This is a genomic window from Pseudomonas sp. YA1, from assembly GCF_058680555.1.
This window is the reverse complement of sequence record NZ_JBZWBG010000018.1, coordinates 118,869-142,632: the sequence shown is the minus strand read 5'-3', so window position 1 is coordinate 142,632 and position 23,764 is coordinate 118,869. Positions and strand designations below refer to the sequence as shown.

The following is a 23,764-nucleotide window of genomic DNA, read 5'->3' as shown; positions in this document are numbered from 1 at the left end:
TCAACGACGGCCAATTTAAAAGACAGTGAGTAATCTCGCTGTGTGCGCTTTACACCTTGCTCCATCTAGCTCTCCGGAAAATCGGCATGGGAGGTGTAAACCTTATTCAGGACGGGACACCGCAAATGAAAAAGCCGCCCGAAGGCGGCTTGTTCCGTAGCGCGCGGCTCACTCGGCGTTGACCGGGGCCTGTACGTCGTTCTTCGCGGTCAGTTCCAGCACCTCGCTGCAACGGCTGCTGACGCTGCGGTACAGCTCGGCGTCGCTTTCCAGCTCTTTCTCGCGAGCCGGGAAGATTTCCTTCAGCTTGGCGCTCCACTCCGGCGAGCGGGCCTGCTCCGGGAAGCAGCGCTCGATCAGGCCGAGCATGATCGAGACGGTCACCGAGGCGCCCGGCGAGGCGCCCAGTAGGGCGGCGATGGAGCCGTCGTGGGCGGCCACCAGCTCGGTGCCGAACTGCAGGATGCCGCCTTTCTTCGGATCTTTCTTGATGATCTGCACGCGCTGGCCGGCGACTTCCAGGCGCCAGTCCTCGGCCCTGGCTTCGGGGTAGAACTTGCGCAGGGCTTCCAGGCGCTGTTCCGGCGACTGCATGACCTGGCCGATCAGGTAGCGGGTCAGGTCCATGTTGTCGCGGGCCACCGAGAGCATCGGCAGGATGTTGCCCGGGCGTACCGACAGCGGCAGGTCGAGGAACGAGCCATGGCGCAGGAACTTGGTGGAGAAACCGGCATAGGGGCCGAACAGCAGGGATTTCTTGCCGTCCACCACGCGGGTGTCCAGGTGCGGCACGGACATCGGCGGCGAGCCGACCTCGGCCTGGCTGTAGACCTTGGCCTGGTGCTGCTTGACGATTTCCGGGTTGTCGCAGCGCAGCCACTGGCCGCTCACCGGGAAACCACCGAAGCCCTTGCCTTCCGGGATGCCGGAAAGTTGCAGGAGCGGCAGGGCGCCGCCGCCGGCGCCGAGGAAGACGAAGCGTGCCTGGATCTCGCGGTCGCCGCCGTTGCGGGTGTCCTTGACGGTGACCCGCCAGCCGTTATCGGCGCGGCGCAGGTGGGTGACCTTCTGGTTGTAGCGGATCTGCGCGCCCGGCTGTTGCGCCAGGTGTTGCAGGAGCTGGTTGGTCAGGGCGCCGAAGTTGACGTCGGTACCGCCCTCGACGCGGGTCGCGGCGATCGCTTCGTCGGCCGGACGACCCGGCATCATCAGCGGCATCCACTCGGCGAGGGTGGCCTTGTCCTCGGAGTAGACCATGGTCTCGAAAGCGTGGTGCCTGGTCAGCGATTCGAAGCGCTTCTTCAGGTAGGCGATGCCTTCACTACCGCGCACGAAGCTCAGGTGCGGTACCGGGTTGATGAAGGTCTTCGGCGAGCCGAAGGTGCCCTTGGCGACCAGGTGCGACCAGAACTGCTTCGACACCTCGAACATGGTGTTGATGCCCACGGCTTTCTTGATGTCGATGCTGCCGTCGGCCGACTGCGGGGTGTAGTTCAGCTCGCACAGGCCGGCGTGGCCGGTGCCCGCGTTGTTCCACGGGTTGGAGCTTTCGATCGCGCCGGACTCCTGGAGTTCGACGACTTCCATCTTCAGGTTGGGGTCGAGTTCCTTGAGCAGGACCGCCAGGGTCGCGCTCATGATGCCGGCGCCTACCAGCAGCATGTCGACTGTTTCGTGATCGTTTTGCGCCATTAACGCTTCTCCAAAATCTTCAGCACCAAATTGACGACAGACGGGGCAGGGCCGAGGCCGGTACGGGCCGGCAGGCAGCGGCGGAGGGAGCCGTCATGTCCGATTCTTCGCAACAACGGCGGGACGCCGGGCGTCATCGCCTATGGATGCCGGGCGCGGGGCTGGCGATCTGGCAGCCTGGCTGGCCCATGCGGGCATCCGGTCGTGCAAGCACATTCGCGACGGAACGGGCCGTCAGGCTCTGGTCATGAGGTATCCGCTGCGGTCGCGTCTGCGGGGGGCTGTTTCAAGCGCTAATGGCGCACTTACCGACGCAAAACTCTTCATTGCTCGCCACACTCTCGTGAAGTAGTGAAATACCTTCGATCCACGCTCTTTTGGAGACATGGGCCGGAAGGGCTCGTCTGTCGCGGGCATGCCTTCGCAGAATCGTGCGGGGTCATGCGGCATTCCTTGCCGAAAAACTCGCTACAGGCGTTTCAGGGCGTCTGCCTCATGGGGCAGCGCTCTACTGGCGGCTCTCTGTGGGGGGATGGCGCGGGGGCCGGAACCCGATCAGGAGGCGTCCTTATAATCGGGGGGCGATTATAACGGTGAAAATCAAAAAATACCCCGCTCCTTAGACTTTTTTCCCATTCCCGGTCACGAAGTGCCCGCCGGCGAAAGCCCCCTGGGACAATCCGCCGCGCCGTATCTGCCAAACGCCGGGCATGCGTGCCCTGCGCCACCTGCCACAGGCGAGGAACCGCGCCCCGTGGCGAACGTCCAAGGCAATGCTGCGGTGCCTTCGCGGCGCCGTTATACTGCCGGCCATTCGTGCCCAACCCATGGAGAGATGAGCATGCTGCATCGCCTGTTGCTCAGCCTGATGACCGCAAGCGCCCTGGTTCTCGGCGGCTGCGCCCTGAGCCCGCAACAACTGGACCCGCAACCGGTCCTGAAAGGACCGTTGACCGCCGTCGGCCATGGCCAGCCGGTGGTGGTCAAGGTGGTCGATGGCCGTCCCGGCCCGTCCCTGGGCACCCGCGGCGGCCTCTACGCCGATACCAGCACCCTGACCGTCCGTAGCGAGGACGTGGTGCCCAAGCTCCAGGCCCAGGCCGAGACCGCCGTGCGCCTGCTCGGCTACACGCCTTCGGCCAACGCCTATAACGCGCCGCAACTGACCCTGACCCTGGCCGAGCTGAAGTACCAGTCGCCGAAGGACGGCGTCTACGTCACCCAGGCCGACATCACCGCGACCTTCCGCGCCGACGTGCAGAACAGCGGCCGGCGCTACACCGGTCGCTACGGCGCCTCGCTGAACCAGCGCTTCGGCATGGCGCCGAACCAGGCGACCAACAGCAAGCTGGTCAGCGAGGTGCTCAGCGACGCCCTGACCCGCGTGTTCAAGGACCCGACCATCGCTCAGACCCTCGGCCAGCAATGAGCCGGCGGTAACGAGAAAGCCCGGCGGATGCCGGGCTTTTTCATGCGCTCGGGAAACTCAGGCGGCCTGGTGGAACGGGTCCGGCTCGCCGATGCTGATGCGTTCGTCGGTCTCAGGCAGGTCGAGGTGTTCATGGCCGCAGGCGGTGCAGTACACCAGCCAGCGGTCGTCCTGGACATTGAAGGAAAGATCGACGATCACGGCCTCGATCTCGTCCAGGTGGTCGATCAGATAGTTATGTTCGTGGGGTGCGGTTTCCAGCATGACGACTCTCCTGTGTTGTCGTTTGCCTGGGTGGGGTTCTGTGACCGGCAAAGCACTTTCAGACTAGCCGGTCACGCTGGCGAGGCCGCGCCTTTTTTAGACGGATTGCTGCTAACCGCTGCGCTTCGTCGCGACAACCCGGTCGTCGCTGGCCGTCGCTCATGCATTCTGGATAGAATTCGACCAGTCCTTCCCCGCCGTCCCCGACGGTCCGTCCTGTCATCAGCTCACCCAAGGCGTTACTCGGTAGCCCCGGCGTGTTGTCCTGTTGCGGAGGTTATCGATGTCCTTGCAAGCCTTGTGGGCGCTGTTCCTCGCCCATCCCGCGCAGGCCGTGAACGGCCTTGCGCTGTTCTTCGGTGTCGCCGGCGCCTGGCTGCTGCTGGCCACCCGCGCACGCGAGCGTCGCGCCCTGGCGCGCTGGGCCGCGGAGGGCGAGGCGGGGGAGGAGGCATTGCCGATGGACGAGGCGACCCTGCGGATCAACCTGTTCTTCTACCGATTCGGCGCCGCCTGCCTGGGCCTGGCGCTGCTGGTCAGCTGGGCCAGCACGCGGTTCTGAGAGGGCCTGCCTCGGCGAGCCGAACCGCACGCGGATAACCGTCTGCGGGTTCGAAGCCGTTGCCCGATGGAGAAGCCCGGCGGCGCCGGGCTTTCGTCTTCAGGATTGCTGCTTGATCCGGTATTGGTTGAGTACCGGGTTGGCGTATTGCAGCACCAGCCAGGGGCGCTGCTCGGCCGGGCATTGCTCCAGGCGGCGGTTCCATTCCTTGCGCGCCTTCTCCAGTTCTTCGCTGCCGAACAGGCTCTCGGCCGTGGGGACAGCGAGGCCCGGGTCGCGGTTCTCGCTCATCTCGTAGGCCAGGTAGTGCACCGGGAACAGACGGTAGTTGCCGAGGATCTGCCGGTCCAGTTCGGCGGCCAACTGCTTGGCGTCGCTGAACTCGCCCTCCAGTTCGGCGCCGAAGTTGATGTGCACGCGGCCCTTGTAGCCGGTGATGCCCAGGGCGATGCTGGCATCGTCCTCGCCCGGCGCCTTGCGGTATTCGCCGGTGCTGGCGCGGGTGTGCAACTCGCGGGCCTTGGCCAGGTCGCAGGGGTCGTATTCGTAGCTGATCGACACCGGGATGAAATGCAGGGCGCGCACCATTTCGGCGAAGGGTTCGTCCTTGCGGCTCATGTGGAACATCTTGAGGATCGCCGAGTCGGTACGGTCGTCGCCGTCCTTGGCCCGCCCTTCGGCCTGGGCGATCCACACCGACTGGCGGTCCTCGCGGATCGAGTGGTTGATGTAGGCGGAGAGCGTCTGGTAGGCGGCGAGCTTCTCGCGCCGGCCGCTCAGCGAACGGTGCACGATGAAGCTCTTGTTCAGGCGCATCAGGTCGCTGACGAAGGATTTCTGCAGCAGGTTGTCGCCGATGGCGATGCGCGGGGTCGGCAGGCCGGCGTGGTACACGGCGTAGTTGACGAAGGCCGGGTCCATCACGATATCGCGGTGGTTGGCGATGAACAGGTAGGCGCAGCCTGGCTTGAGGCGATTGACCCCGGAGTAGGTGACGCCATCGGTGGCCTTCTCGATGGTGTGGTCGACGTAGGGCTCGAACTTGTCCTGCAGCGTGGCGACGCTGCGGATGCCGGTGACCTCGCGGGCCAGCCGATGGGCTATAAGAGGTTTGAGCAGCCAACCGAGGGGACCGGCCAGGCGCGGGAAGCGGTAGCGGACCAGGGCGCCGAGGAAGGCGTCGTCGCTCAGGAGGCGTTGCAATACCGCGGGGACTTCGGCGTCACTGTAGGGTCGGATGGCTTCGAACTCGCCCATCATGCTTTCTGGTTCCATATGGATGCTGCGAAGGCCGCCCAGGGGGTGGCCGAAAATTGAACCGCGCGATTATAAACGGAACTCATAGGGGGTGCAGCGATGCTCGAAAGCCAGGCCTATAGCTGCCCTTACTGCGGGGAACCGGCCGAGGCGCTGCTCGACCTGAGTGCCGGCGACCAGCAGTACTACGAGGACTGCCCGGTGTGCTGCCGGCCGATCCTGTTCGACCTGCGCACCGATGGGCAGGACTGGTCACTGAACGTCCGCCGGGAGGATGACTGATGCAGCGCGTATATGAGCCGGCCGACCTGCTGGAGGCCGAGATGCTGGTGGGAATGCTCGCCAGCGAAGGGATCGCCGCCCATGTCAGCGGCCGCCACCTGGTCGGCGCCATCGGCGAACTGCCGCCTGGCGGACTGCTGGCGTTGTTGGTGGCGGACGAGCAGACGGAGCGGGCGCGGGAACTGATCCTCGCCTACAACGCCGCCGCCCCGCTGGCCGAGGAGCCGCCGGAGCCCTGCGGCCCCGGCAGCCTGTTGTGTTGAGGCGGCCGCCGCTCAGTCGGCCGCCAGTTCGAAGACCTGCCAGCGCACCGAGCTGACGCCCTTCTCCAGGCTGACCCGGCTGACCAGGCGTTCCAGCTGCGCCGGAGCCTCGGGAGTGCCGAGCAGTTCGGCGCGGACTTCCAGCTTGGCCGGGTTGTCCAGATCCTCGCTGTGCAGCGATTGCAGGCGCAGGTCGCTGCTGCCGAGGCTGTGCAGCATCAGGCTGCGTACCTGGATCTCGTCCTCGGCGCGGCAGACGATCTGCACTTCGTAGCGTTGCTCGGCCTCGCTGGCCGGCAACACGTCCTGGCGGTTCAGGCGTTGGGCGATGTCGCGCAACAGGATGTTGGCGCAGAGCACCACCAGGCTGCCGAGCGTGGCCTCCAGCAGCAGGCCCATGCTGCACAGGACGCCGATGGCGGCGGTGCACCAGAGGGTGGCTGCGGTGTTCAGGCCGCGCACGTTGAGGCCGTCGCGCATGATCACGCCGCCGCCGAGGAAGCCGATCCCGGAGACCACGTAGGCGGCGATCCGCGAAGCGTCGCCGGCCAGGCCGGGCACGCCCTGGGTCATCAGCACGAACAGGCAGGCGCCAGTGCTGACCAGCGCATTGGTGCGCAGGCCGGTGAGGCGTTGGCGCAGCTGGCGTTCGGCGCCGATCAGGGCGCCCAGGACCAGCGCGACCGCGACGCGCAGGAGAAATACTTTCCAATCCATGTTTCACCTCGTTGCCGGCCGACGGCCGGAGCTGGCGCGGGCCGTCGGTCCGCGCGGATAAAGGACGATGGATTGCGCAGGACCGCGGCTTCCCGCTGCGCGGATGGCGCGAGGGAAGGGACACGAAGGGAAAATGGGGATGCGTCATCCCGGACGGGATGCGGATCGCCACTGTCCGCCATGTTCGGCGAGGCAGTGGCAGAGGGTTCTGCTGGACTAGCTCGCCGGATGGACCTGTCGCAATCGACTAGGGCTGTTGTCCAATGCAGGACTCCTGTGTGGGTTACAGAATGCGGGCGGCACCATAAGCCTGGAGGATAGGCGCGTCAAGTTAAGATTGGGTTTCATTCAGCTTGCGTTCGGCAAGGCCAGTGTGGCGCTTCGGGTTACACTGTGCGGCTTTCCCTCACCAGGCAGTGCCAAGCATGAGTGGTCGTTACGCCCTGTTCCGCTGGAATCCGTCGCTGGCGGCCCTGCCGGGCTTTCCGGCGGATTGGCGGGCGCACTGGAACATTTCTCCGGCGAACCAGGTGCTGATGGTTCGCGAGGACGCCGGTGTGCGCCGCGCCGACCTGGCGCGCTGGGGGCTGACCCCGGCCTGGCTCACCGACCTGTCGCGTACGCCCAGCCACGCGCGGGCGGAAACCCTCGCCGAGCAACCGATGTTCCGCGAGGCGTTCCAGCAGCGCCGCTGCCTGCTGCCGGCCAACGGCTTCTATGAATGGCGCGGGGTGCGCAAGCGTCCGTACTGGGTCTCCACCGGCGAGCGCCTGTTGTTCTTCGCCGGCATCTGGGAGGCCTATCCGGTGCAGGGACAGACCTGGCTCAGCGTGGCCCAGGTATCCCAGGCGGCCGCCGAGTTCCGCCGGCCACTGCTGCTCGACGAGGCCGAGCAGGATACCTGGCTGGCTCCGGACACGCCGCTGCCGGCGCTGATCAGCCTGCTCGCCAAGCCCCAGCCGAATCTGCGCAGCGTGGCCCTGGCCGGCTTCGTCAACAAGCCTGAAACCGACGGGCCGGAGTGCCTGACCCCGGCCTGACGCTAGACCCTGAACTGATTCACCAGGCGCCGCTGCTGCTCGGCCAGGCGGGTCAGCTCGGCGCTGGCCTGCGAGGCCTCGTCGGCGCCGCCGGCCACCTGGTTGGCGACCTGGCCGATGTTGGCGACGTTGCGGTTGATGTCCTCGGCCACCGCGCTCTGCTCCTCGGCGGCGCTGGCGATCTGGGTGTTCATGTCGTTGATCACCGATACCGCCTGGGTGATCGACTCCAGCGCTTCGGCCGCCTGGCGCGCATGGCGCACGCTGTCGTCGGTGCGGTCCTGGCTGTCCTGCATGACCTTCACCACGTCGCGGGTGCCCTGCTGCAACTGCTGGATCATGCTCTGGATTTCTTCGGTGGCCTGCTGGGTCTTCTGCGCCAGGTTGCGTACCTCGTCGGCCACCACCGCGAAACCGCGACCCTGCTCGCCGGCGCGGGCGGCCTCGATGGCGGCGTTGAGGGCGAGCAGGTTGGTCTGCTCGGCGATACCGCGGATCGCCACCAGGATCGCGTTGATGTTTTCGCTGTCCTTGGCCAGGTTCTGCACCACGCCGACCGCGCGGCCGATCTCGCTGGCCAGGGCCTGGATCGCCGCCGAGCTGCTTTCGACGATCTGCTTGCCCTGGTGCGCGGCCTGGTCCGCGTGGTTGGCTGCCTCGGCGGCGTGGGTGGCGTTGCGCGCCACGTCCTGGGCGGTGGCGGTCATCTCGTGGACCGCGGTGGCCACCAGTTCGATCTCCGCCAGTTGCTGCTGCACGCCCTGGTTGGTACGGATGGCGATGTCGGCGGTGTGCTCCGAGGAGTCGCTGACCTTCTGCACCGATTGCACCACCTGGCCGATCATGTTCTGCAGCTTGCCGAGGAAGGTGTTGAAGCCCTTGGCGATGGAGCCCAGCTCGTCGGCGCGCTCGCTGCTCAGGCGGCGGGTGAGGTCGCCTTCGCCCTGGGCGATGTCGTCGAGCATGCCGACCAGTTGGCGCAGCGGCCGGGCGATGCCGTAGCCGACCAGCCAGACCACCAGCAGGCCGAGGGCCGCTACCACCAGACCGGCCAGGCTCATGCCGAGGATATCCTGCTGGCGCTGGTCGCTCAGCTCGCCCTGGAGTTGCTGCAGTTCGCCGAATACCGCCGCCTGGGGAATCTGCAGCATGAGGGTCCAGCGCACGCCGCTGTCGGCGATGGTGAAAGGCAGGAACAGCTCGATGTGACCGTGCTCGGCGTCGATGTCGTAGAGCGGCTGGTCGATCGTGAGGTTCTTCAGGTTGTCCACTTCGTTGCCGTCGAGGACGCTGCCGGCGGGCTCGCCGAGCTTGCTGTCGTCGCGGGTGTAGGCCACCAGGCGGCCGTTGCTGGCGATCAGCGCCATTTCCCCGGCGCCATCGTAGAGCTGCTGGTCGGCGCGCTTGAGCAGGTCCTGGATGAAGGCCAGCGAGAGGTCGGCGCCGACTGCGCCGCGGAACTGGTCGCCGACCATGATCGGCACGTTGAAGGACGACATCATCACGGTCTTGCCGCCCATTTCGTAGGGGGCCGGGTCGATGATGCAGGGACGCTTGTTCTCTTTCGGACAGGCGTAGAATTCGTTCTCGCGCACCCCGGTGGGCAGCAGCTTTTCGCTATCGATACTGTCGGTCATGGCCTCGACGATCGGCTTGCCGTCGGCGCCGCGATACCACCAGGGCAGGTAGCGACCGTCCGGGCCGTAGCCCTTGCCGGGTTGCCCGGCGAAGGCGGCGTCGGTATCGAAGGCATTGGCTTCCCAGGCCATGAAGGTGTCGAGCAGCTTGGGGTTGTTCTGCACGGTGCTACGCAGCAGCGCGGAGATTTCGTCGCGGCTGGCGTTCAACTGCGGCATGCCGTCGGCGCCCGGCTCGCCGAGCAGGCGGGTGCTGTTGGCCAGGCCGTGGACCACCGTCAGCGGATACTCCAGCTCGCGCTGGATCTGGCTGACCTGGGCGCGGGCCAGGGCCACCAGGCGCTCGTTGATGACCTTCTCCAGCAGGCCCTGGGTGCGTTGCTGCACCAGTTCCTGGGTTCGCGCGCCGGCGAACAGGGCATACAGCACCAACACCACGACGACGCTTAGAACGCTGGCGCCGGCGAGGGCGGCGACAGAAAACTGGATCGACTTGAGCTTCATGATGGGACTTCCGACCCTTGTTGGAATTGTCTCTGGCGAGGTTATCGGCAAGAGGGCGGCAAATCCTTAATCGGCCGATGGAGATTTCCTCGCCAACGGCTGTTGCCGGCGCTCGAGGCGCGGCCTACCATGCGCTCGGCCTTCAGAGGAGAACAAAGGACCATGGCTCATCCCTTCCGATTCGCCACCCTCGCCGGCGCGCTGCTGCTCGCCGGTTGCCAGGCAGTGAACACCACCAGCGGCGGCGCCGTCGGCGTCGACCGCAAGCAATACATGTTCAGCATGTTGTCCAGCCAGGAAGTCGACCAGATGTACGCCCAGTCGTACCAGAAGACTCTCGGCGAGGCGAAAAGCGCCGGCGTGCTCGATACCAGCAGTGCCGACGCGCGACGAGTCAAGGCGATCGCCCAGCGGCTGATCCCGCAGACCGCCGCCTTCCGCCCGGACGCCACCAGCTGGAATTGGGAAGTCAACGTGGTGAAGAGCGACGAACTCAACGCCAACTGCGGTCCCGGCGGCAAGATCATTTTCTACACCGGGCTGATCGACAAGCTGAAGCTCACCGACGACGAGATCGCCGCGGTGATGGGCCATGAGATCGCTCACGCCCTGCGCGAGCATGGGCGCGAGGCCATGTCCAAGGCCTACGGCGTGCAGGTGGCCAGCCAGATCGGCGCCCTGGCCGGCCTCGGCCAGGAAAGCCTGCAACTGGCCAATACCGGCGTCGACTACCTGATGACCCTGCCCAACAGTCGTGCCAACGAGAACGAAGCCGACCTGATCGGTCTCGAGCTGGCCGCCCGCGCCGGCTACAACCCGGAAGCGGCGATCACCCTCTGGCAGAAGATGGGCAAGGCCAGCGGCGGTGCCAGCCAGCCCGAGTTCACCAGCACCCACCCCTCCGACAGTTCGCGGATGGCCAATCTCCAGGCCGCGATTCCCAAGGTGATGCCGCTGTACCAGCAGGCCAGGCGCGGCAAGTGAGGCCAGGGCGCGCGGTCGCGGGGGGCGGCCGGCGCGCCGACAGGCTTACCATCGGAAACGCCTGTTGTGTATTTCCGTAACCTGCTGTTTGGTATCTCGCCGGCGTTCGGCCTAGACTGCTGGCCGACCCGCTTGCGGGACCCGTGGACGAACAGCCACTCTCACGCCCTGGAGCTCATGTGAAATACGCCGTACTCGGAGCCACCGGCCTGCTGGGACATCACGCCGCGCGCGCCATCAGGGCCGCCGGTCACGATCTGGTGCTGATCCACCGTCCTTCTTCGCAGATCCAGCGTCTCGCCTATCTGGAGCCCGAGTGCCGGGTCGCCGAGATGCTCGACCACGCCGGCCTGGAACGCGCCCTGCGCGGCCTCGACGGGGTGATCTTCAGCGCCGGCTACTATCCTTCGCGGCCGCGCCGCTGGCAGGAGGAAGTGGCCAGCGCGCTGGGCCAGACCAACCCGTTCTATGCCGCCTGCCTGCAGGCCAGGGTGCCGCGCATCCTCTACGTCGGTTCGGCATATGCCATGCCCCGGCATCCCCAGGGACTACCGGGCCACGAGGGGTTGTTCTACGACAGCCTGCCGAGCGGCAAGAGTTCCTACGTGCTGTGCAAATGGGCGCTCGACGAGCAGGCCCGGGAGCAGGCGCGCAACGGCCTGCCGGTGGTGATCGGGATCCCCGGCATGGTACTCGGCGAACTGGACATCGGCCCGACCACCGGGCGCGTGATCACCGCCATCGGCAATGGCGAGATGACCCACTACGTCGCCGGCCAGCGTAACGTCATCGATGCCGCCGAAGCCGGGCGCGGCCTGCTGATGGCCCTTGAGCGCGGGCGTATCGGCGAGCGCTACCTGCTGACCGGGCACAACCTGGAAATGGCCGACCTGACCCGGCGTATCGCCGAGCTGCTCGGCCAGCCTGCGCCGCAGCCGATGTCGATGGCCATGGCTCGCGCGCTGGCCACCCTGGGCCGCCTGCGCTACCGGGTCAGCGGCCAGTTGCCGCTGCTCGACGAAACCGCCATCGAGGTGATGGCTGGCGGGCAGTTCCTCGATGGACGCAAGGCCCGCGAGGAACTCGGCTTCTTCTCCACCACCGCCCTCGACGACACCCTGCTGCGCGCCATCGACTGGTTCCGCGACAACGGCTATTTCAACGCCTAGGACGGTTGGCTAGGGCAGCGTTTTTTCCGCGAAGGGTCGGGTCTGCAGTCCCAGCTGAGCGCGAAAGCTCTCCATGTCGAACATGGTGCACAGCTCCTGCAACTGGCCCTGCGGGTTGAACACCCAGAAGCCCATCGCGGAAATGCTCAGCACCTTGTCGCTGGCCGGATAGCCCAGGGTCGGCCGGACGATGGTGCCGATCAGCGTGCTCCAGGTGAACACCTTGCGTTCCTCGCCGATGCAGTCTTCGACCACGACCTCCAGGTCCGGCATCGCCGTGCGGATGTCCTGCAGCAGGCGGATATAGCCGGCAGTATCCAGGGGATGGCCGATGAACGAGCTTTTGTAGAGGAAATCCTTGCTGTGCAACTGCTCCACCAACGCCATGCGGCCCTTGTTCCAGGACAGCTCGATATGATGGCGGGCGAGTCGTTTCAGGTCGTGTGAGGGCATCTCCGGCTCTCGTGGGCGAGTGGTGGGGCAGGCATCCGGTGCCTGCCTGAACTGTAGCCGTTCCCATGCATTTTGCATTGGCCGCCCAGCCATCCCGGGCCCGGCGGCGCAGTCCTTCAGAGCCAGCCGGTCAATTGCGCGGCGTGCCAGGCGGCGTACAGGCCAAGTGCGGCGAAGGCGGCCGCGGCCAGGCGGCGGATCAGGGTCAGCGGCAGCTTGTCGGCGGCCAGGTTGCCGATCAGTACCACCGGTACGTTGGCGATCAGCATGCCCAGGGTGGTGCCGATCACCACCAGCCAGAAATGCGGATACTGGGCGGCCAGCATGACCGTGGCGACCTGGGTCTTGTCGCCCATCTCGGCGAGGAAGAACGCGATCAGGGTGGTGAGGAAGGGGCCGTATTTCTTCAGTCCGGACTCTTCGTCGTCGAGCTTGTCCGGTACCAGCGTCCACAGGGCGACGGCGATGAAGGAGGCGGCGAGGATCCAGCTGAGGGTAGCTTCCGAGAAGAAGCTGGCGACCCAGGCGCCCACCGCGCCGGCAGCGAAATGGTTGGCCAGGGTGGCGGCGACGATGCCGGCGATGATCGGCCACGGCTTGCGGAAACGCGCCGCGAGCAGGAGCGCCAGCAACTGGGTCTTGTCGCCGATTTCCGCGAGGGCAACGATCAGGGTAGGGACGAACAGCGATTCCATCAGGCTTCCTAAGGGGCGGGTCGACCAATCACCATGACACGCGCCATCTGCCCGCCCCGGGTCAGATCGTGCGTGTCATAGGTCTTGTCAAACCCTTGGCCTGTCTGGGCAGGCTTGGGCCGCGCGCGCCATGGTCTGCGGACCAAGTGTGTTGACGCGTGCCGGGCGAGGCCGGTGCGGCGCTCGCGGGAGACTACTCCCCTAGGACGGGGCGCATTCTGCCCAAGCCGGGCGGCTTGGGCAAGCCCGGGACGGAAACTTTCGTCCGGGAGGGCGGCGAGGGAGCCTGATCGCAAGGAAACGTGCCGGCATCCGCAGCGATCCGCGAGGAATCGCTGGGCGGCAGGGTGAATCAGGTATTGGTCGGGCTGACGTCCATTTCGTGGTAGCGAACGAAGCGCGCGCGCTTCTTCCAGCGGTATCCCAGCCAGATCGCCAGGAACAGCGGCAGGCTGATGTAGGTGGCGAGGAGGCCGATCCAGTCGATGCGTTCGCCCACCAGCGCCTGGTAGTTCTGCCCGAGGGTGATGACCATGCACAGGGCGAAGGCGAACAGCGGGCCGAAGGGGAACAGCTTGGCCCGGTAGGGCAGGTCTTCCAGGCGGCCGCCCTGGGCCAGGTAGCCCTTGCGGAAGCGATAGTGGGAGATGGCGATGCCCAGCCAGGCGATGAAGCCGCACATGCCCGAGGTGTTCAGCAGCCATGTGTAGACGGTACTGTCGCCGAAGGCCGAAGTGAGGAAGCACAGGGCGCCGACCAGGGTAGTGGCGTACAGCGCATTGCGTGGCACGCCGCTGCGCGAGACACGGGAGAACAGGCGCGGTGCCTTGCCCTCGAGGGCGAGGTTGTAGAGCATCCGGGTCGAGGCGTACATGCCGGAGTTGCCGGCGGAGAGGATCGCCGAGAGGATCACCGCGTTCATCACCCCGGCCGCCGCGGCGAAGCCGGCGCGCTCGAAGAGCAGGGTGAAGGGCGACACGCTGATGTCGCTGGCATCGTTCTTCAGCAGGTTCGGGTCGGTGTAGGGAATCAGCATGCCGATCACGAAGATCGCCAGGATGTAGAACATCAGGATGCGCCAGAACACCTGGCGAATGGCGATCGGGATGTTCTTCCGCGGATTTTCCGATTCACCGGCGGCGATGCCGATCAGTTCGGTGCCCTGGAACGAGAAGCCGGCGATCATCGCCACCCCGACCATTGCCTGGAAGCCGCCGACGAAGGGCGCGTCGCCCATGGTGAAGTTGCTGAAGCCGGGCGACTCCACGCCATGCATGATGCCGAAGATGGTCGCCAGGCCGACGCCGATGAAGATCACCACCGTGACTACCTTGATCAGGGCGAACCAGAATTCGCTCTCGCCGAAGCCGCGCGCGGAAATCACGTTGAGGCCGAACATGATGCCCAGGAAGATCGCGCTCCAGTAGATGCCCGGCACCTCGGGGAACCAGAAACTCATCACCAGTTGCGCTGCCACCAGCTCCGCGGCGATGGTCACCGCCCAGTTGTACCAGTAGTTCCAGCCGAGGGCGAAACCGAAGCCATCTTCGACGAACCGGCTGCCATAGGTGCAGAACGAGCCGGAAACGGGCATGTAGGCGGCCATTTCGCCGAGACTGGTCATGAGGAAGTACACCATCAGCCCGATCAGGGCGTAGGAAAGCAGCGCACCGCCGGGCCCGGCGGTGGCCACGGTGGCCCCGGAGGCGACGAACAGCCCGGTGCCGATGGAGCCGCCGATGGCGATCATGTTCAGGTGGCGCGGCTTGAGCACCCGCCGCAATTGCTGGCCCTGGCTGGCGTTCAGGTCAGTCATCGGCGGCCTCCCGGCGGGTGGCCACGGAAGGGTCTGGCTGCGGGCGTGCGGGCAGGGAGAGGAAAAGCTTCATTCACAGGGTTCCAGGCAGAAATCAGGAGCGACGGGCGGAGTAGATGCGGAAACCGTCGCCTTCGGCGAGTGTCCGGCAGGGGCCGAGGTGGCGTTCGATCAACGGCGGGTACTTCAGGAAGCTGTTGGCGACCAGGCGCAGTTCGCCGCCCGGCGCCAGGTGCTCGGCGGCGCGTTGCAGCAGGCGCTCGGAGGCCTGGTAGTCGGTGTGCACGCCCTGGTGGAAGGGCGGGTTGCTGACGATCGCGGCGAGTTCGCGCGGCGCGCCGTCGATGCCGTCGGCGGCGATCACTTCGCCGTCCAGGCCGTTGGCGGCGAGGGTCAGTCGGCTGCTCTCGACAGCGAAGGCGTCGACATCGAGCAGGCTCAGGCGGCTGGCGGGGTAGCGACGCTTGAGAGCCGCCCCGAGTACCCCGGCACCGCAGCCGAAGTCCAGCAGATGGCCGCCGGGCAGGGCTTGCAGTTGCCCCAGCAGCAGAGCGCTGCCGCGATCCAGGCGGCCATGGCTGAACACCCCCGGCAGGCTCACCACCTGCAGCTCGCCATCGGCCAGCGGCAGGCTGTAGCGCTGGGCCAGGGTGTGCAGGTCGGGCTCGGCCGGCGCCTGTTCGATACGCACCTGCCAGAGCTGGCAATGCCGCGCGCTATCCAGTTTGCGGGGCTTGCCGTAGGCGGCCAACTGCTTGCTCGCGCGCTCGATCCCGCCGCGCTTTTCGCCGACCAGGAAGAGTTCGCCGCCGGGCAGGCGGGCGGCCAGGCTGGCCAGCAGGTAGTCGGTCAGTTCGCGGGACTTGGGCAGGAACAGAACGGCCGAAGTCCAGGCGCCGGTCGGCGCGCGCGTGTCGAAACGGCTACGGTCGGGGAAGCGGGCGTCCAGCTGCGCCTGCTCGCCGGCGTGCCAGCTCCAGCCCTGGGCCTGCGGTAGCTCGGCGAGCAGGTCGTCGGCGGGCAGGCCGGCCAGCAGCAGCGGGGTCGCGAAGAGGTGGCGCTGGCGCAGCAGCACTTCACTGCGAGGGTCCATGCGGGCTCCGGAAAAAATGGGAAATCTTAACAGGCTTGGGCCTGGCATACCCGCATGGATTGTCGGCGAGGATCGCCGTTCATCCGTGCGCGGTGCCCGCAGCGCCGTCTCAGCCGGCGTTGACTACCCGCAGGGCGCGCCCGGCCTTCCATGCCTCTGCGTTTTCCACCAGTTGGCCGACGATGCGCTGCCGCGCCTCGCGACTGCCCCAGGCGTTATGGGGGGTGACGATCAGGCGCGGGATGTCGGGGGCCAGCAGCGGATTGCCGTTTCTCGGCGGCTCGACGCTGAGCACGTCGGTAGCGGCACCGCCCAGGTGGCCGCCGCGCAGGGCGTCGGCCAGCGCCTGTTCGTCGACCAGGCCGCCACGGGCGGTATTGACCAGGAAGGCGCCAGGCTTCATCAGCGCCAGTTCGGCGGCGCCGAGCATCCCGCGGGTGTCCTCGGTCAGCGGGCAGTGCAGGGTCAGGGCGTCGACCCGTGGCAGGAGTTCGCCAAGCGGCAGGCGGTCCGCCCGGGCAGGCCGTCCTGGCAACTGACCGAGCAGCACGCGCATGCCGAACGCCTCCGCCAGCCGCGCCACCGCCCCGCCCAGTTCGCCATGGCCGAGCAGGCCGAGGGTCTTGCCTTCCAGTTCGACGATGGGGAAGTCCAGCAGGCAGAACTGGCTGGATTGCTGCCAGCGACCGCTGCGTACCGCCTGCTGGTAGTCCGGCAGGCGCGTAGCCAGGGCCAGCAGCAGCGCGAGGGTGTGCTGGGCTACCGAGGGCGTGCCGTAGCCATGGCAGTTGGCGACGACGATACCGCGCTCGCGAGCGGCAGCGAGATCGATGTTGTTGGTGCCGGTAGCGCTGACCAGGATCAGTTCCAGCTCTGGGCAGGCGGCGATGCATTGCGCGTCGATCGGCGCCTTGTTGCTGATCGCGACCCGCGCACCGTGCAGCCGCGCGGCGACTTCCTGCGGTTGGCTGGCGGCATGCAGCTGCAGCTCGTCGAAGGCGGCGCGCAGGGGGCGCATGTCCAGGTCGCCGAGGTCGAGGGAGGCATGGTCGAGGAAAACGGCGCGCAGGGCATGGCTCATGGAAGGTTCCTTGGCGGCAGCGGACGGGGGCTGCCTAGCCTAGCAAACCCGCGTGCCAGGGAGGTCTTCCGGTTTTCTTGACAGTGATTATCCCGAAAGTATTGTCGGTTTTTTGACGGTATTACATATTTAACCTCCGTAGTGTCATTTTTGAGTCACTCCGACGAACGGTCACCCTTTCAAGTGGACAATTTTTGATCTGAAAGGCATTTTTTTGGCACACAAGGCGCAATGTGAATTGCTTCTCAGATTTTCGCCATTTAACTGACGAAATGCAGTGCTGGAAAACTGACGTGCGCCACGCAGATAGGGAGTTTTTCATGGTCCGTCCGGATAGCCAGCGCGGCAAGCGCACCTCTTCGAAAGCCGGTAGGGAAGGGCGTTTCGTCCTTGCCGCCAGCAGCACCCTCATGTTCGCCATCGCCAGCATTAACGCGGCCATGGCGGCACCTACCGGTGCCCAGTTCAACCCCAACGAGATCAAGATCAGCCAGCAGGGCAAGACCACGCTGATCGACCAGAGCACCCAGCGCGCGATCATCAACTGGAAGGGCTTCGACGTCTCCGCCGACGAGGCGGTGCGCTTCAACCAGCCCGGCGTGACCTCGTCGACCCTGAACCGGGTCACCGCAGGCCAGGAAAGCGTGATCGCCGGGCGCATCTCCGCGCCCGGCCAGGTGATCATCTACAACTCCAACGGCGTGGTCTTCAGCGGCTCGGCCAAGGTCGACGTGGGCTCCCTGATCACCACCACGGCGAACATCAGCGACGAACACTTCCGCCAGGGCAAGCTGATCTTCGACCAGCCCGGAAACCCCGACGCGCGGATCGTCAACGACGGCAGTATCAGCGTCGCGGAGAAAGGCCTGGCGGCCTTCGTCGCGCCGTCCGTGGCCAACAACGGCGTGATCAACGCCCGCCTCGGCACCGTGGCGATGGCCGCCGGCAATGCCGCGACCATAGACCTCTACGGCGATGGCCTGGTGTCGATCGCCGTGACCGACCCGGTTACCCGCAAGCCGCAGGATGCCCAGGCGCTGGTCAGCAACGGCGGCGCGATCCAGGCCGACGGCGGTAGCGTGCTGATCACCGCCGAGCAGGCTTCCCGGGTGGTCGACAACGCGGTCAACCTGTCCGGCGTGATCCTTGCCCGCGGCACCGAGGTGCGCGAGGGCAGCGTGGCGCTGGTAAGCAAGTCCGGGGACATCCAGATCGCCGGCAAGATCGACGTCAGCGGTCCGAAGAACGGCGGCGACGTGCTGGTCAGCGGGCAGCAGGTGGCCCTGGCGAGCACCGCCAGCATCGACGCCCGCGGCGCCGCACAGGGCGGCAGCGTGCGCATCGGCGGCGACTTCCAGGGCCGCGGCGAGCTGCCACGGGCGAAGAACGCTACGCTGGCCAAGGGCGCCAGCATCGACGTCTCGGCTACCGGCAAGGGCAATGGCGGCCTGGCGGTGGTCTGGTCCGACGGCAATACCCGCATGGACGGGCGGATCCTCGCGCGCGGCGGCGCCCAGGGCGGCAACGGCGGCCTGGTGGAGACCTCCGGCAAGGTCAACCTGAGCATCGCCGACAGCGCCTACGTCAGCGTCGCCGCACCCTACGGCAACGGTGGCACCTGGCTGCTCGACCCGACCACCCTGCGCATCGTCGCCTCCGGCGGCACCTCCGGCTCGGTGGGGGGCGCCAACGGCGCCAGCGGCGACGCGACGGTGAATGCCTCGGTGGTTACCGGTGCGCTGGCAGGTGGCAAGGTGACCCTCAGCGCCAGCGACCGGCTGTCGGTGGAAGCGCCGCTGATCACCAGCAACCTGGGCGGCGCCAGTCGCGGCCTGGAGCTGATCGCCACCGGACCTGCCGGTGCGGTGGATATCTCTGCGCCGATCCTGTTCCGCAACGGCAGCCTGGCAATCCGCGCCGGCGGCAACATCAACTTCCTCAGCGGCGGCACGCCGCAGACCAGCGGCATCGTCGACCTGGGCAGCGGCACCCTGTGGATGCAGACCAGCACCGCCGGCAAGATCAGCCAGCAGGCCGGTACCGCGCTGATCGCCGCCAACCTCGCCGGCCGCGCCGGTAGCATCGACCTGGCTTCCTGGGACAACTACGCCGGCAACCTGGCGCTGCAGACCTTCAACGGTACGCTCAAGTACCGGCAGAGCAACGCCACCGGCGTGACCACGAGCGGCACGGTGTTCGATCCGTTCATCAACCAGAGCATGACCGGTACCGTGCAGAACATCGTCTCCAGCGTCGGCACGCGGATTCTCGAGGCCAACAGCGTCGGCACCACCGGCAACTACACGCTGACCGCCGACGGCAACAGCGAGTTCGACCGCCTGGTGTTCACCGCGCTGCCCTATCGGCGGGTCAGCGGTTCCGCCAGTTTCCCGACCAACGACTCGTCGGACTACCTGGTGACCAACCTGCGCTACCAGGTCAACGGCAGCAACGTCACGGCCACCCCGAACGGCGGTGCGCCCAGCGGGTTCACCGTCGCCGCCGGCAACGGCAGCGTCACCACCTGGACCGGAAACTGGGGCACCAGTTGGGGCGTCAAGGGCTTCGGCGGCGTGATCGGCGTGACCGACGAATTGCAGTACGACGTCGGCACCGGCCTGACCGAGGAACTGATCTTCGGCCTCGGCGGCAAGACCAGCCGCGTCGATACCCGCCTGGACCTGTTCATGCGCGAGGGAGCGTTCAACAGCTTCGCCGAGCGCGCCCAGGTGGAGATGTTCAAGACCACCACCACTGCCGGCGACATCCTTTCCCGCCAGCAGACCGCCACCCTGACCGCCAATGACGCTACCCGCGTCTACGGTGATGTGAATCCGACTCTGACGGCCACGATGTCCGGCATCAACGCCATCGACGCCTACGTCAACAGCCAGTTCAACGACCTCTACCAGGCGACCGCCAGCACCACGGCGACCCAGGCGTCGAACGTCGGGCAGTACGCGATCACCGGTAACGCCAATGGCAGCGAGTATTTCAGCCAGCGTTACCAACTGGTGCGCCAGGACGGCAAGCTGACCGTCACGCCGGCGCAATTGATCGTTAGCGCCGACGCCAAGACCAAGGTCTATGGCGACGCCGATCCGACCCTCACCTACCAGGTCAGTGGCCTGAAGAACAGCGATACCGCCGCCGGCGTGCTGAGCGGCAACCTCGGCCGGGTGGCCGGGGAGAACGTCGGCAACTACGGGATACTTCAGGGCGGGCTGGGCCTCAACACGGCCAATTACACCCTCAGCTACGTCGGCAACGACCTGCGCATCACTCCGGCGCAACTGAACGTGATCGCCGATGCCAAGACCAAGGTCTACGGCGACCTCGATCCGGCGCTGACCTATCAGGTCTCCGGTCTCAAGCGCGGCGATACCGCCGGTGCCGTCCTCAACGGCGGCAGCCTGAACCGCGTGGCTGGCGAGAACGTCGGCGTGTACGGCATCAACCAGGGTGGACTGGGCCTGGTCAGCAGCAATTACACCCTGAACTACCAGGGCAATAACCTGACCATCACCAAGGCACTGCTCAATGTGATCGCCGATGCCAAGACCAAGGTCTATGGCGATGCCGATCCGAGCCTGACCTACCAGGTCAGCGGCCTGAAGAACGGCGACAGCGCCGGTGCCGTGCTCAACGGCGGCAGCCTGAGCCGCGTGGCTGGCGAGAATGTCGGCGTGTACGGCATCAACCAGGGCGGCCTGGGCCTGGTCAGTGCGAACTACGACCTGAGCTACCAAGGCAACAACCTGACCATCACCAAGGCACTGCTGAATGTGATCGCCGATGCCAAGACTAAGGTCTATGGCGATGCCGATCCGGCACTGACCTACCAAGTCAGTGGCCTGAAGAACGGCGATACCGCTGGCGCGGTGCTTAACGGCGGCAGCCTGAGTCGCGTGGCTGGCGAGAACGTGGGTGTGTATGGCATCAACCAGGGCGGCCTGGGTCTGGTCAGCGCGAACTACGACCTGAGCTACCAAGGCAACAACCTGACCATCACCAAGGCACTGCTGAATGTGATCGCCGATGCCAAGACCAAGGTCTATGGCGATGCCGATCCGGCACTGACCTACCAGGTGTCCGGGCTGAAGAACGGCGATACCGCCGGTGCCGTCCTCAACGGCGGCAGCCTGAGCCGCGTGGCTGGCGAGAATGTCGGCGTGTACGGCATCAACCAGGGCGGCCTGGGCCTGGTCAGTGCGAACTACGACCTGAGCTACCAGGGCAATAACCTGACCATCACCAAGGCGCTGCTGAATGTGATCGCCGATGCCAAGACCAAGGTCTATGGCGATGCCGATCCGAGCCTGACCTTCCAGGTCAGTGGCCTGAAGAACGGCGACAGCGCCGGTGCCGTGCTCAACGGCGGCAGCCTGAGCCGCGTGGCTGGCGAGAATGTCGGCGTGTACGGCATCAACCAGGGCGACCTGGCATTGAACAGCGGTAACTACGACCTGAGCTACCAGGGCAATAACCTGACCATCACCAAGGCGCTGCTGAATGTGATCGCCGACGCCAAGACCAAGGTCTACGGCGATGCCGATCCGAGCCTGACCTACCAGGTCAGCGGCCTGAAGAACGGCGATACCGCTGGCGCGGTGCTCAACGGTGGCAGCCTGAGCCGTGTGGCTGGCGAGAATGTCGGCGTGTACGGCATCAACCAAGGTGGCCTGGGTCTGGTCAGCGCGAACTACGACCTGAGCTACCAGGGTAACAACCTGACCATCACCAAGGCACTGCTCAATGTGATCGCCGATGCCAAGACCAAGGTCTACGGCGATGCCGACCCGAGCCTGACCTACCAGGTCAGCGGCCTGAAGAACGGTGATACCGCCGGTTCGATCCTGACCGGTGGGTTGAACCGCGCCGCAGGCGAGAACGTGGGTGTGTATGGCATCAACCAGGGCGACCTGGCATTGAACAGCGGCAACTACGATCTGAGCTACCAGGGCAATAACCTGACCATCACCAAGGCGCTGCTCAATGTGATCGCCGACGCCAAGACCAAGGTCTACGGCGACGCCGACCCGAGCCTGACCTACCAGGTCAGCGGCCTGAAGAATGGCGATACCGCTGGCTCGGTGCTCAATGGCGGCGGCCTGGTTCGTGTCTCCGGCGAAAACGTAGGCAACTATGCGATTCAGCAGGGTGGCCTGGGTCTGGTCAGCGGTAACTATGACCTGGCTTACCAGGGCAACAACCTGACCATCACCAAGGCGCTGCTGAATGTGATCGCCGACGCCAAGACCAAGGTCTACGGCGATGCCGATCCGAGCCTGACCTACCAGGTCAGTGGCCTGAAGAACGGTGATACCGCTGGCGCGGTGCTCAACGGTGGCAGCCTGAGCCGCGTGGCTGGCGAGAATGTCGGCGTGTACGGCATCAACCAGGGCGACCTGGCATTGAACAGCGGTAACTACGACCTGAGCTACCAGGGCAATAACCTGACCATCACCAAGGCGCTGCTGAATGTGATCGCCGACGCCAAGACCAAGGTCTACGGCGATGCCGATCCGAGCCTGACCTACCAGGTCAGTGGCCTGAAGAACGGCGATACCGCTGGCGCGGTGCTCAATGGCGGCGGCCTGGTTCGTGTATCCGGCGAAAACGTAGGCAACTATGCGATTCAGCAGGGTGGCCTGGGTCTGGTCAGCGGTAACTATGACCTGGCTTACCAGGGCAACAACCTGACCATCACCAAGGCACTGCTGAATGTGATCGCCGACGGCAAGACCAAGGTCTACGGCGATGCCGATCCGAGCCTGACCTACCAGGTCAGTGGCCTGAAGAACGGCGATACCGCTGGCGCGGTGCTCAATGGCGGCGGCCTGGTTCGTGTATCCGGCGAAAACGTAGGCAACTATGCGATTCAGCAGGGTGGCCTGGGTCTGGTCAGCGGTAACTATGACCTGGCTTACCAGGGCAACAACCTGACCATCACCAAGGCACTGCTCAATGTGATCGCCGACGGCAAGACCAAGGTCTACGGCGACGCCGACCCGAGCCTGACCTACCAGGTCAGCGGCCTGAAGAACGGTGACAGCGCCGGTTCGATCCTGACCGGCGGGCTGAACCGCGACGCAGGCGAGAACGTGGGCGTTTACGGTATCAACCAGGGCGGCCTGGTGCTGACCAGCGGCAACTATGACCTGGCCTACCAGGGCAATGACCTGACCATCACCAAGGCGCTGCTCAACGTATTCGCCGATGCCAAGAGCAAGCAGGTCGGCACCGCCGACCCGGCGCTGACCTATCAGGTTTCCGGCCTGAAGAATGGCGATAGCGCCGCTCAGGTGCTCGCCGGCGGGCTCGGTCGGGTGGGCGGCGAAGCCGTCGGCCAGTACGACATCCTCCAGGGTGGGCTTGCCCTCACCAGCGGCAACTACCAGCTCAACTACCAGGGCAACCTGCTGAGCATCCTGCCGCTGCCGGTCACGCCGGGCGACCTGGGGCAACTGGCAGCGCTCTCCGACTTGCGCGAACTGCAGAAGGGGCGCGATCCGGATACCCCCGGGGATGCGGTCTACCGCACCACCACGCTGGAAAACCCGTTCCTCGAAAACCCGTTCCTGCGCGCCTACGCTCTGGGTATGGACGTCAGCGATCCTAACCTGCTGCCGGCTACCGCCGCGGGGCCGGCAGAGGACGCCAGCGCCAAGCGGGTGGGGCAGTTCACCGATCGTCCGCTCAGGGCAGAGGCCGAGAGTGGGGCGGGTTGCTCGAACCAGAGCTACCTGGCCGACTACTGGAGCTGCTTCAACAAGCCTCTGAATTTCTAACCCTTTTCGCAATGCGCACTATCGTCTCCGGGCGG

The 23,764-nt window shown here is 65.9% G+C and carries 18 protein-coding genes and 1 riboswitch; of the genes, 8 read left to right on the top strand and 10 right to left on the bottom strand.

Features of this window, described 5'->3' with window-relative positions:
* Positions 1-168: 168 nt before the first annotated feature.
* The gene (mqo, locus tag AC4OR5_RS24110) at positions 169-1,692 is read right to left on the bottom strand and encodes a malate dehydrogenase (quinone) (protein ID WP_003141615.1); all 1,524 of its coding nucleotides are present in this window, start codon (positions 1,690-1,692) and stop codon (positions 169-171) included.
* 841 nt (positions 1,693-2,533) lie between these two features.
* Between mqo and AC4OR5_RS24105 the strand changes: the two genes are divergently transcribed.
* The gene (locus AC4OR5_RS24105; protein WP_058160987.1) at positions 2,534-3,121 is read left to right on the top strand and encodes a YajG family lipoprotein; all 588 of its coding nucleotides are present in this window, start codon (positions 2,534-2,536) and stop codon (positions 3,119-3,121) included.
* A gap of 57 nt (positions 3,122-3,178) precedes the next feature.
* Here the strand turns inward: AC4OR5_RS24105 and AC4OR5_RS24100 are convergent, their stop codons facing one another.
* A complete protein-coding gene (locus AC4OR5_RS24100) occupies positions 3,179-3,385 on the bottom strand; it encodes a hypothetical protein (protein ID WP_003094951.1) in 207 nt (68 codons plus the stop codon).
* Positions 3,386-3,668: 283 nt separating this feature from the next.
* Here AC4OR5_RS24100 and AC4OR5_RS24095 point away from each other — a divergent pair, with 283 nt between their 5' ends.
* Complete coding sequence (locus AC4OR5_RS24095) at positions 3,669-3,947, top strand: hypothetical protein (protein WP_003094948.1); 279 nt, start codon at positions 3,669-3,671, stop codon at positions 3,945-3,947.
* A gap of 99 nt (positions 3,948-4,046) precedes the next feature.
* Here the strand turns inward: AC4OR5_RS24095 and AC4OR5_RS24090 are convergent, their stop codons facing one another.
* Positions 4,047-5,207 (bottom strand): 1-acyl-sn-glycerol-3-phosphate acyltransferase, encoded by a 1,161-nt coding sequence (locus AC4OR5_RS24090; RefSeq protein ID WP_003099351.1) that lies wholly within the window; start codon positions 5,205-5,207, stop codon positions 4,047-4,049.
* 96 nt (positions 5,208-5,303) lie between these two features.
* On the opposite strand from AC4OR5_RS24090, the gene AC4OR5_RS24085 reads away from it, so the two are divergent.
* Entirely contained in the window at positions 5,304-5,486 is a 183-nt protein-coding gene (locus AC4OR5_RS24085) for a CPXCG motif-containing cysteine-rich protein (RefSeq protein ID WP_003094945.1), read from the top strand.
* Positions 5,486-5,749, top strand: coding sequence for a putative signal transducing protein (locus tag AC4OR5_RS24080; protein ID WP_003094943.1), 264 nt, complete (start codon positions 5,486-5,488; stop codon positions 5,747-5,749). Before AC4OR5_RS24085 ends, AC4OR5_RS24080 begins: the two co-directional genes overlap by 1 nt.
* Positions 5,750-5,761: 12 nt before the next feature.
* On the opposite strand, the gene AC4OR5_RS24075 is transcribed toward AC4OR5_RS24080, so the two are convergent.
* Positions 5,762-6,466, bottom strand: coding sequence for an MgtC/SapB family protein (locus tag AC4OR5_RS24075; RefSeq protein ID WP_003094941.1), 705 nt, complete (start codon positions 6,464-6,466; stop codon positions 5,762-5,764).
* A 425-nt stretch (positions 6,467-6,891) separates the two neighbouring features.
* On the opposite strand from AC4OR5_RS24075, the gene AC4OR5_RS24070 reads away from it, so the two are divergent.
* On the top strand, positions 6,892-7,506 hold the full coding sequence (locus tag AC4OR5_RS24070) for an SOS response-associated peptidase (RefSeq protein WP_058160984.1): 615 nt from the start codon (positions 6,892-6,894) through the stop codon (positions 7,504-7,506).
* A gap of 2 nt (positions 7,507-7,508) precedes the next feature.
* Here the strand turns inward: AC4OR5_RS24070 and AC4OR5_RS24065 are convergent, their stop codons facing one another.
* Positions 7,509-9,647: a methyl-accepting chemotaxis protein gene (locus AC4OR5_RS24065; RefSeq protein WP_003135079.1), complete on the bottom strand. Its 2,139-nt coding sequence runs from the start codon at positions 9,645-9,647 to the stop codon at positions 7,509-7,511.
* A 162-nt stretch (positions 9,648-9,809) separates the two neighbouring features.
* Here AC4OR5_RS24065 and AC4OR5_RS24060 point away from each other — a divergent pair, with 162 nt between their 5' ends.
* Positions 9,810-10,631: a M48 family metallopeptidase gene (locus AC4OR5_RS24060; RefSeq protein ID WP_003094932.1), complete on the top strand. Its 822-nt coding sequence runs from the start codon at positions 9,810-9,812 to the stop codon at positions 10,629-10,631.
* A 143-nt stretch (positions 10,632-10,774) separates the two neighbouring features.
* Complete coding sequence (locus AC4OR5_RS24055; RefSeq protein ID WP_003121034.1) at positions 10,775-11,800, top strand: NAD-dependent epimerase/dehydratase family protein; 1,026 nt, start codon at positions 10,775-10,777, stop codon at positions 11,798-11,800.
* A gap of 9 nt (positions 11,801-11,809) precedes the next feature.
* Here the strand turns inward: AC4OR5_RS24055 and AC4OR5_RS24050 are convergent, their stop codons facing one another.
* The 5 genes from AC4OR5_RS24050 to AC4OR5_RS24030 all read right to left on the bottom strand — a co-directional run bounded on the left by AC4OR5_RS24050 (position 11,810) and on the right by AC4OR5_RS24030 (position 16,938).
* A complete protein-coding gene (locus AC4OR5_RS24050) occupies positions 11,810-12,253 on the bottom strand; it encodes a nuclear transport factor 2 family protein (RefSeq protein WP_003135075.1) in 444 nt (147 codons plus the stop codon).
* Positions 12,254-12,369: 116 nt separating this feature from the next.
* The gene (locus AC4OR5_RS24045; RefSeq protein ID WP_003094926.1) at positions 12,370-12,948 is read right to left on the bottom strand and encodes a TMEM165/GDT1 family protein; all 579 of its coding nucleotides are present in this window, start codon (positions 12,946-12,948) and stop codon (positions 12,370-12,372) included.
* An 89-nt stretch (positions 12,949-13,037) separates the two neighbouring features.
* Positions 13,038-13,162: riboswitch (yybP-ykoY riboswitch) on the bottom strand.
* A 138-nt stretch (positions 13,163-13,300) separates the two neighbouring features.
* The gene (locus AC4OR5_RS24040; RefSeq protein ID WP_003094922.1) at positions 13,301-14,764 is read right to left on the bottom strand and encodes an amino acid permease; all 1,464 of its coding nucleotides are present in this window, start codon (positions 14,762-14,764) and stop codon (positions 13,301-13,303) included.
* Between the two features lie 94 nt (positions 14,765-14,858).
* A complete protein-coding gene (locus AC4OR5_RS24035) occupies positions 14,859-15,857 on the bottom strand; it encodes a methyltransferase (RefSeq protein WP_058160983.1) in 999 nt (332 codons plus the stop codon).
* Between the two features lie 109 nt (positions 15,858-15,966).
* Complete coding sequence (locus AC4OR5_RS24030; protein WP_033984869.1) at positions 15,967-16,938, bottom strand: 2-hydroxyacid dehydrogenase; 972 nt, start codon at positions 16,936-16,938, stop codon at positions 15,967-15,969.
* A gap of 320 nt (positions 16,939-17,258) precedes the next feature.
* Here AC4OR5_RS24030 and cdrA point away from each other — a divergent pair, with 320 nt between their 5' ends.
* Entirely contained in the window at positions 17,259-23,729 is a 6,471-nt protein-coding gene (cdrA, locus tag AC4OR5_RS24025) for a two-partner secretion system adhesin CdrA (protein WP_491952849.1), read from the top strand.
* Positions 23,730-23,764: the final 35 nt, after the last annotated feature.

Coding starts and splice junctions, on each gene's coding strand:
- mqo (WP_003141615.1), bottom strand. CDS start 1,692: ATGGCGCAAAACGATCACGAAACAGTCGACATGCTGCTGGTAGGCGCC.
- AC4OR5_RS24105 (WP_058160987.1), top strand. CDS start 2,534: ATGCTGCATCGCCTGTTGCTCAGCCTGATGACCGCAAGCGCCCTGGTT.
- AC4OR5_RS24100 (WP_003094951.1), bottom strand. CDS start 3,385: ATGCTGGAAACCGCACCCCACGAACATAACTATCTGATCGACCACCTG.
- AC4OR5_RS24095 (WP_003094948.1), top strand. CDS start 3,669: ATGTCCTTGCAAGCCTTGTGGGCGCTGTTCCTCGCCCATCCCGCGCAG.
- AC4OR5_RS24090 (WP_003099351.1), bottom strand. CDS start 5,207: ATGATGGGCGAGTTCGAAGCCATCCGACCCTACAGTGACGCCGAAGTC.
- AC4OR5_RS24085 (WP_003094945.1), top strand. CDS start 5,304: ATGCTCGAAAGCCAGGCCTATAGCTGCCCTTACTGCGGGGAACCGGCC.
- AC4OR5_RS24080 (WP_003094943.1), top strand. CDS start 5,486: ATGCAGCGCGTATATGAGCCGGCCGACCTGCTGGAGGCCGAGATGCTG.
- AC4OR5_RS24075 (WP_003094941.1), bottom strand. CDS start 6,466: ATGGATTGGAAAGTATTTCTCCTGCGCGTCGCGGTCGCGCTGGTCCTG.
- AC4OR5_RS24070 (WP_058160984.1), top strand. CDS start 6,892: ATGAGTGGTCGTTACGCCCTGTTCCGCTGGAATCCGTCGCTGGCGGCC.
- AC4OR5_RS24065 (WP_003135079.1), bottom strand. CDS start 9,647: ATGAAGCTCAAGTCGATCCAGTTTTCTGTCGCCGCCCTCGCCGGCGCC.
- AC4OR5_RS24060 (WP_003094932.1), top strand. CDS start 9,810: ATGGCTCATCCCTTCCGATTCGCCACCCTCGCCGGCGCGCTGCTGCTC.
- AC4OR5_RS24050 (WP_003135075.1), bottom strand. CDS start 12,253: ATGCCCTCACACGACCTGAAACGACTCGCCCGCCATCATATCGAGCTG.
- AC4OR5_RS24045 (WP_003094926.1), bottom strand. CDS start 12,948: ATGGAATCGCTGTTCGTCCCTACCCTGATCGTTGCCCTCGCGGAAATC.
- AC4OR5_RS24040 (WP_003094922.1), bottom strand. CDS start 14,764: ATGACTGACCTGAACGCCAGCCAGGGCCAGCAATTGCGGCGGGTGCTC.
- AC4OR5_RS24035 (WP_058160983.1), bottom strand. CDS start 15,857: ATGGACCCTCGCAGTGAAGTGCTGCTGCGCCAGCGCCACCTCTTCGCG.
- AC4OR5_RS24030 (WP_033984869.1), bottom strand. CDS start 16,938: ATGAGCCATGCCCTGCGCGCCGTTTTCCTCGACCATGCCTCCCTCGAC.
- cdrA (WP_491952849.1), top strand. CDS start 17,259: ATGGTCCGTCCGGATAGCCAGCGCGGCAAGCGCACCTCTTCGAAAGCC.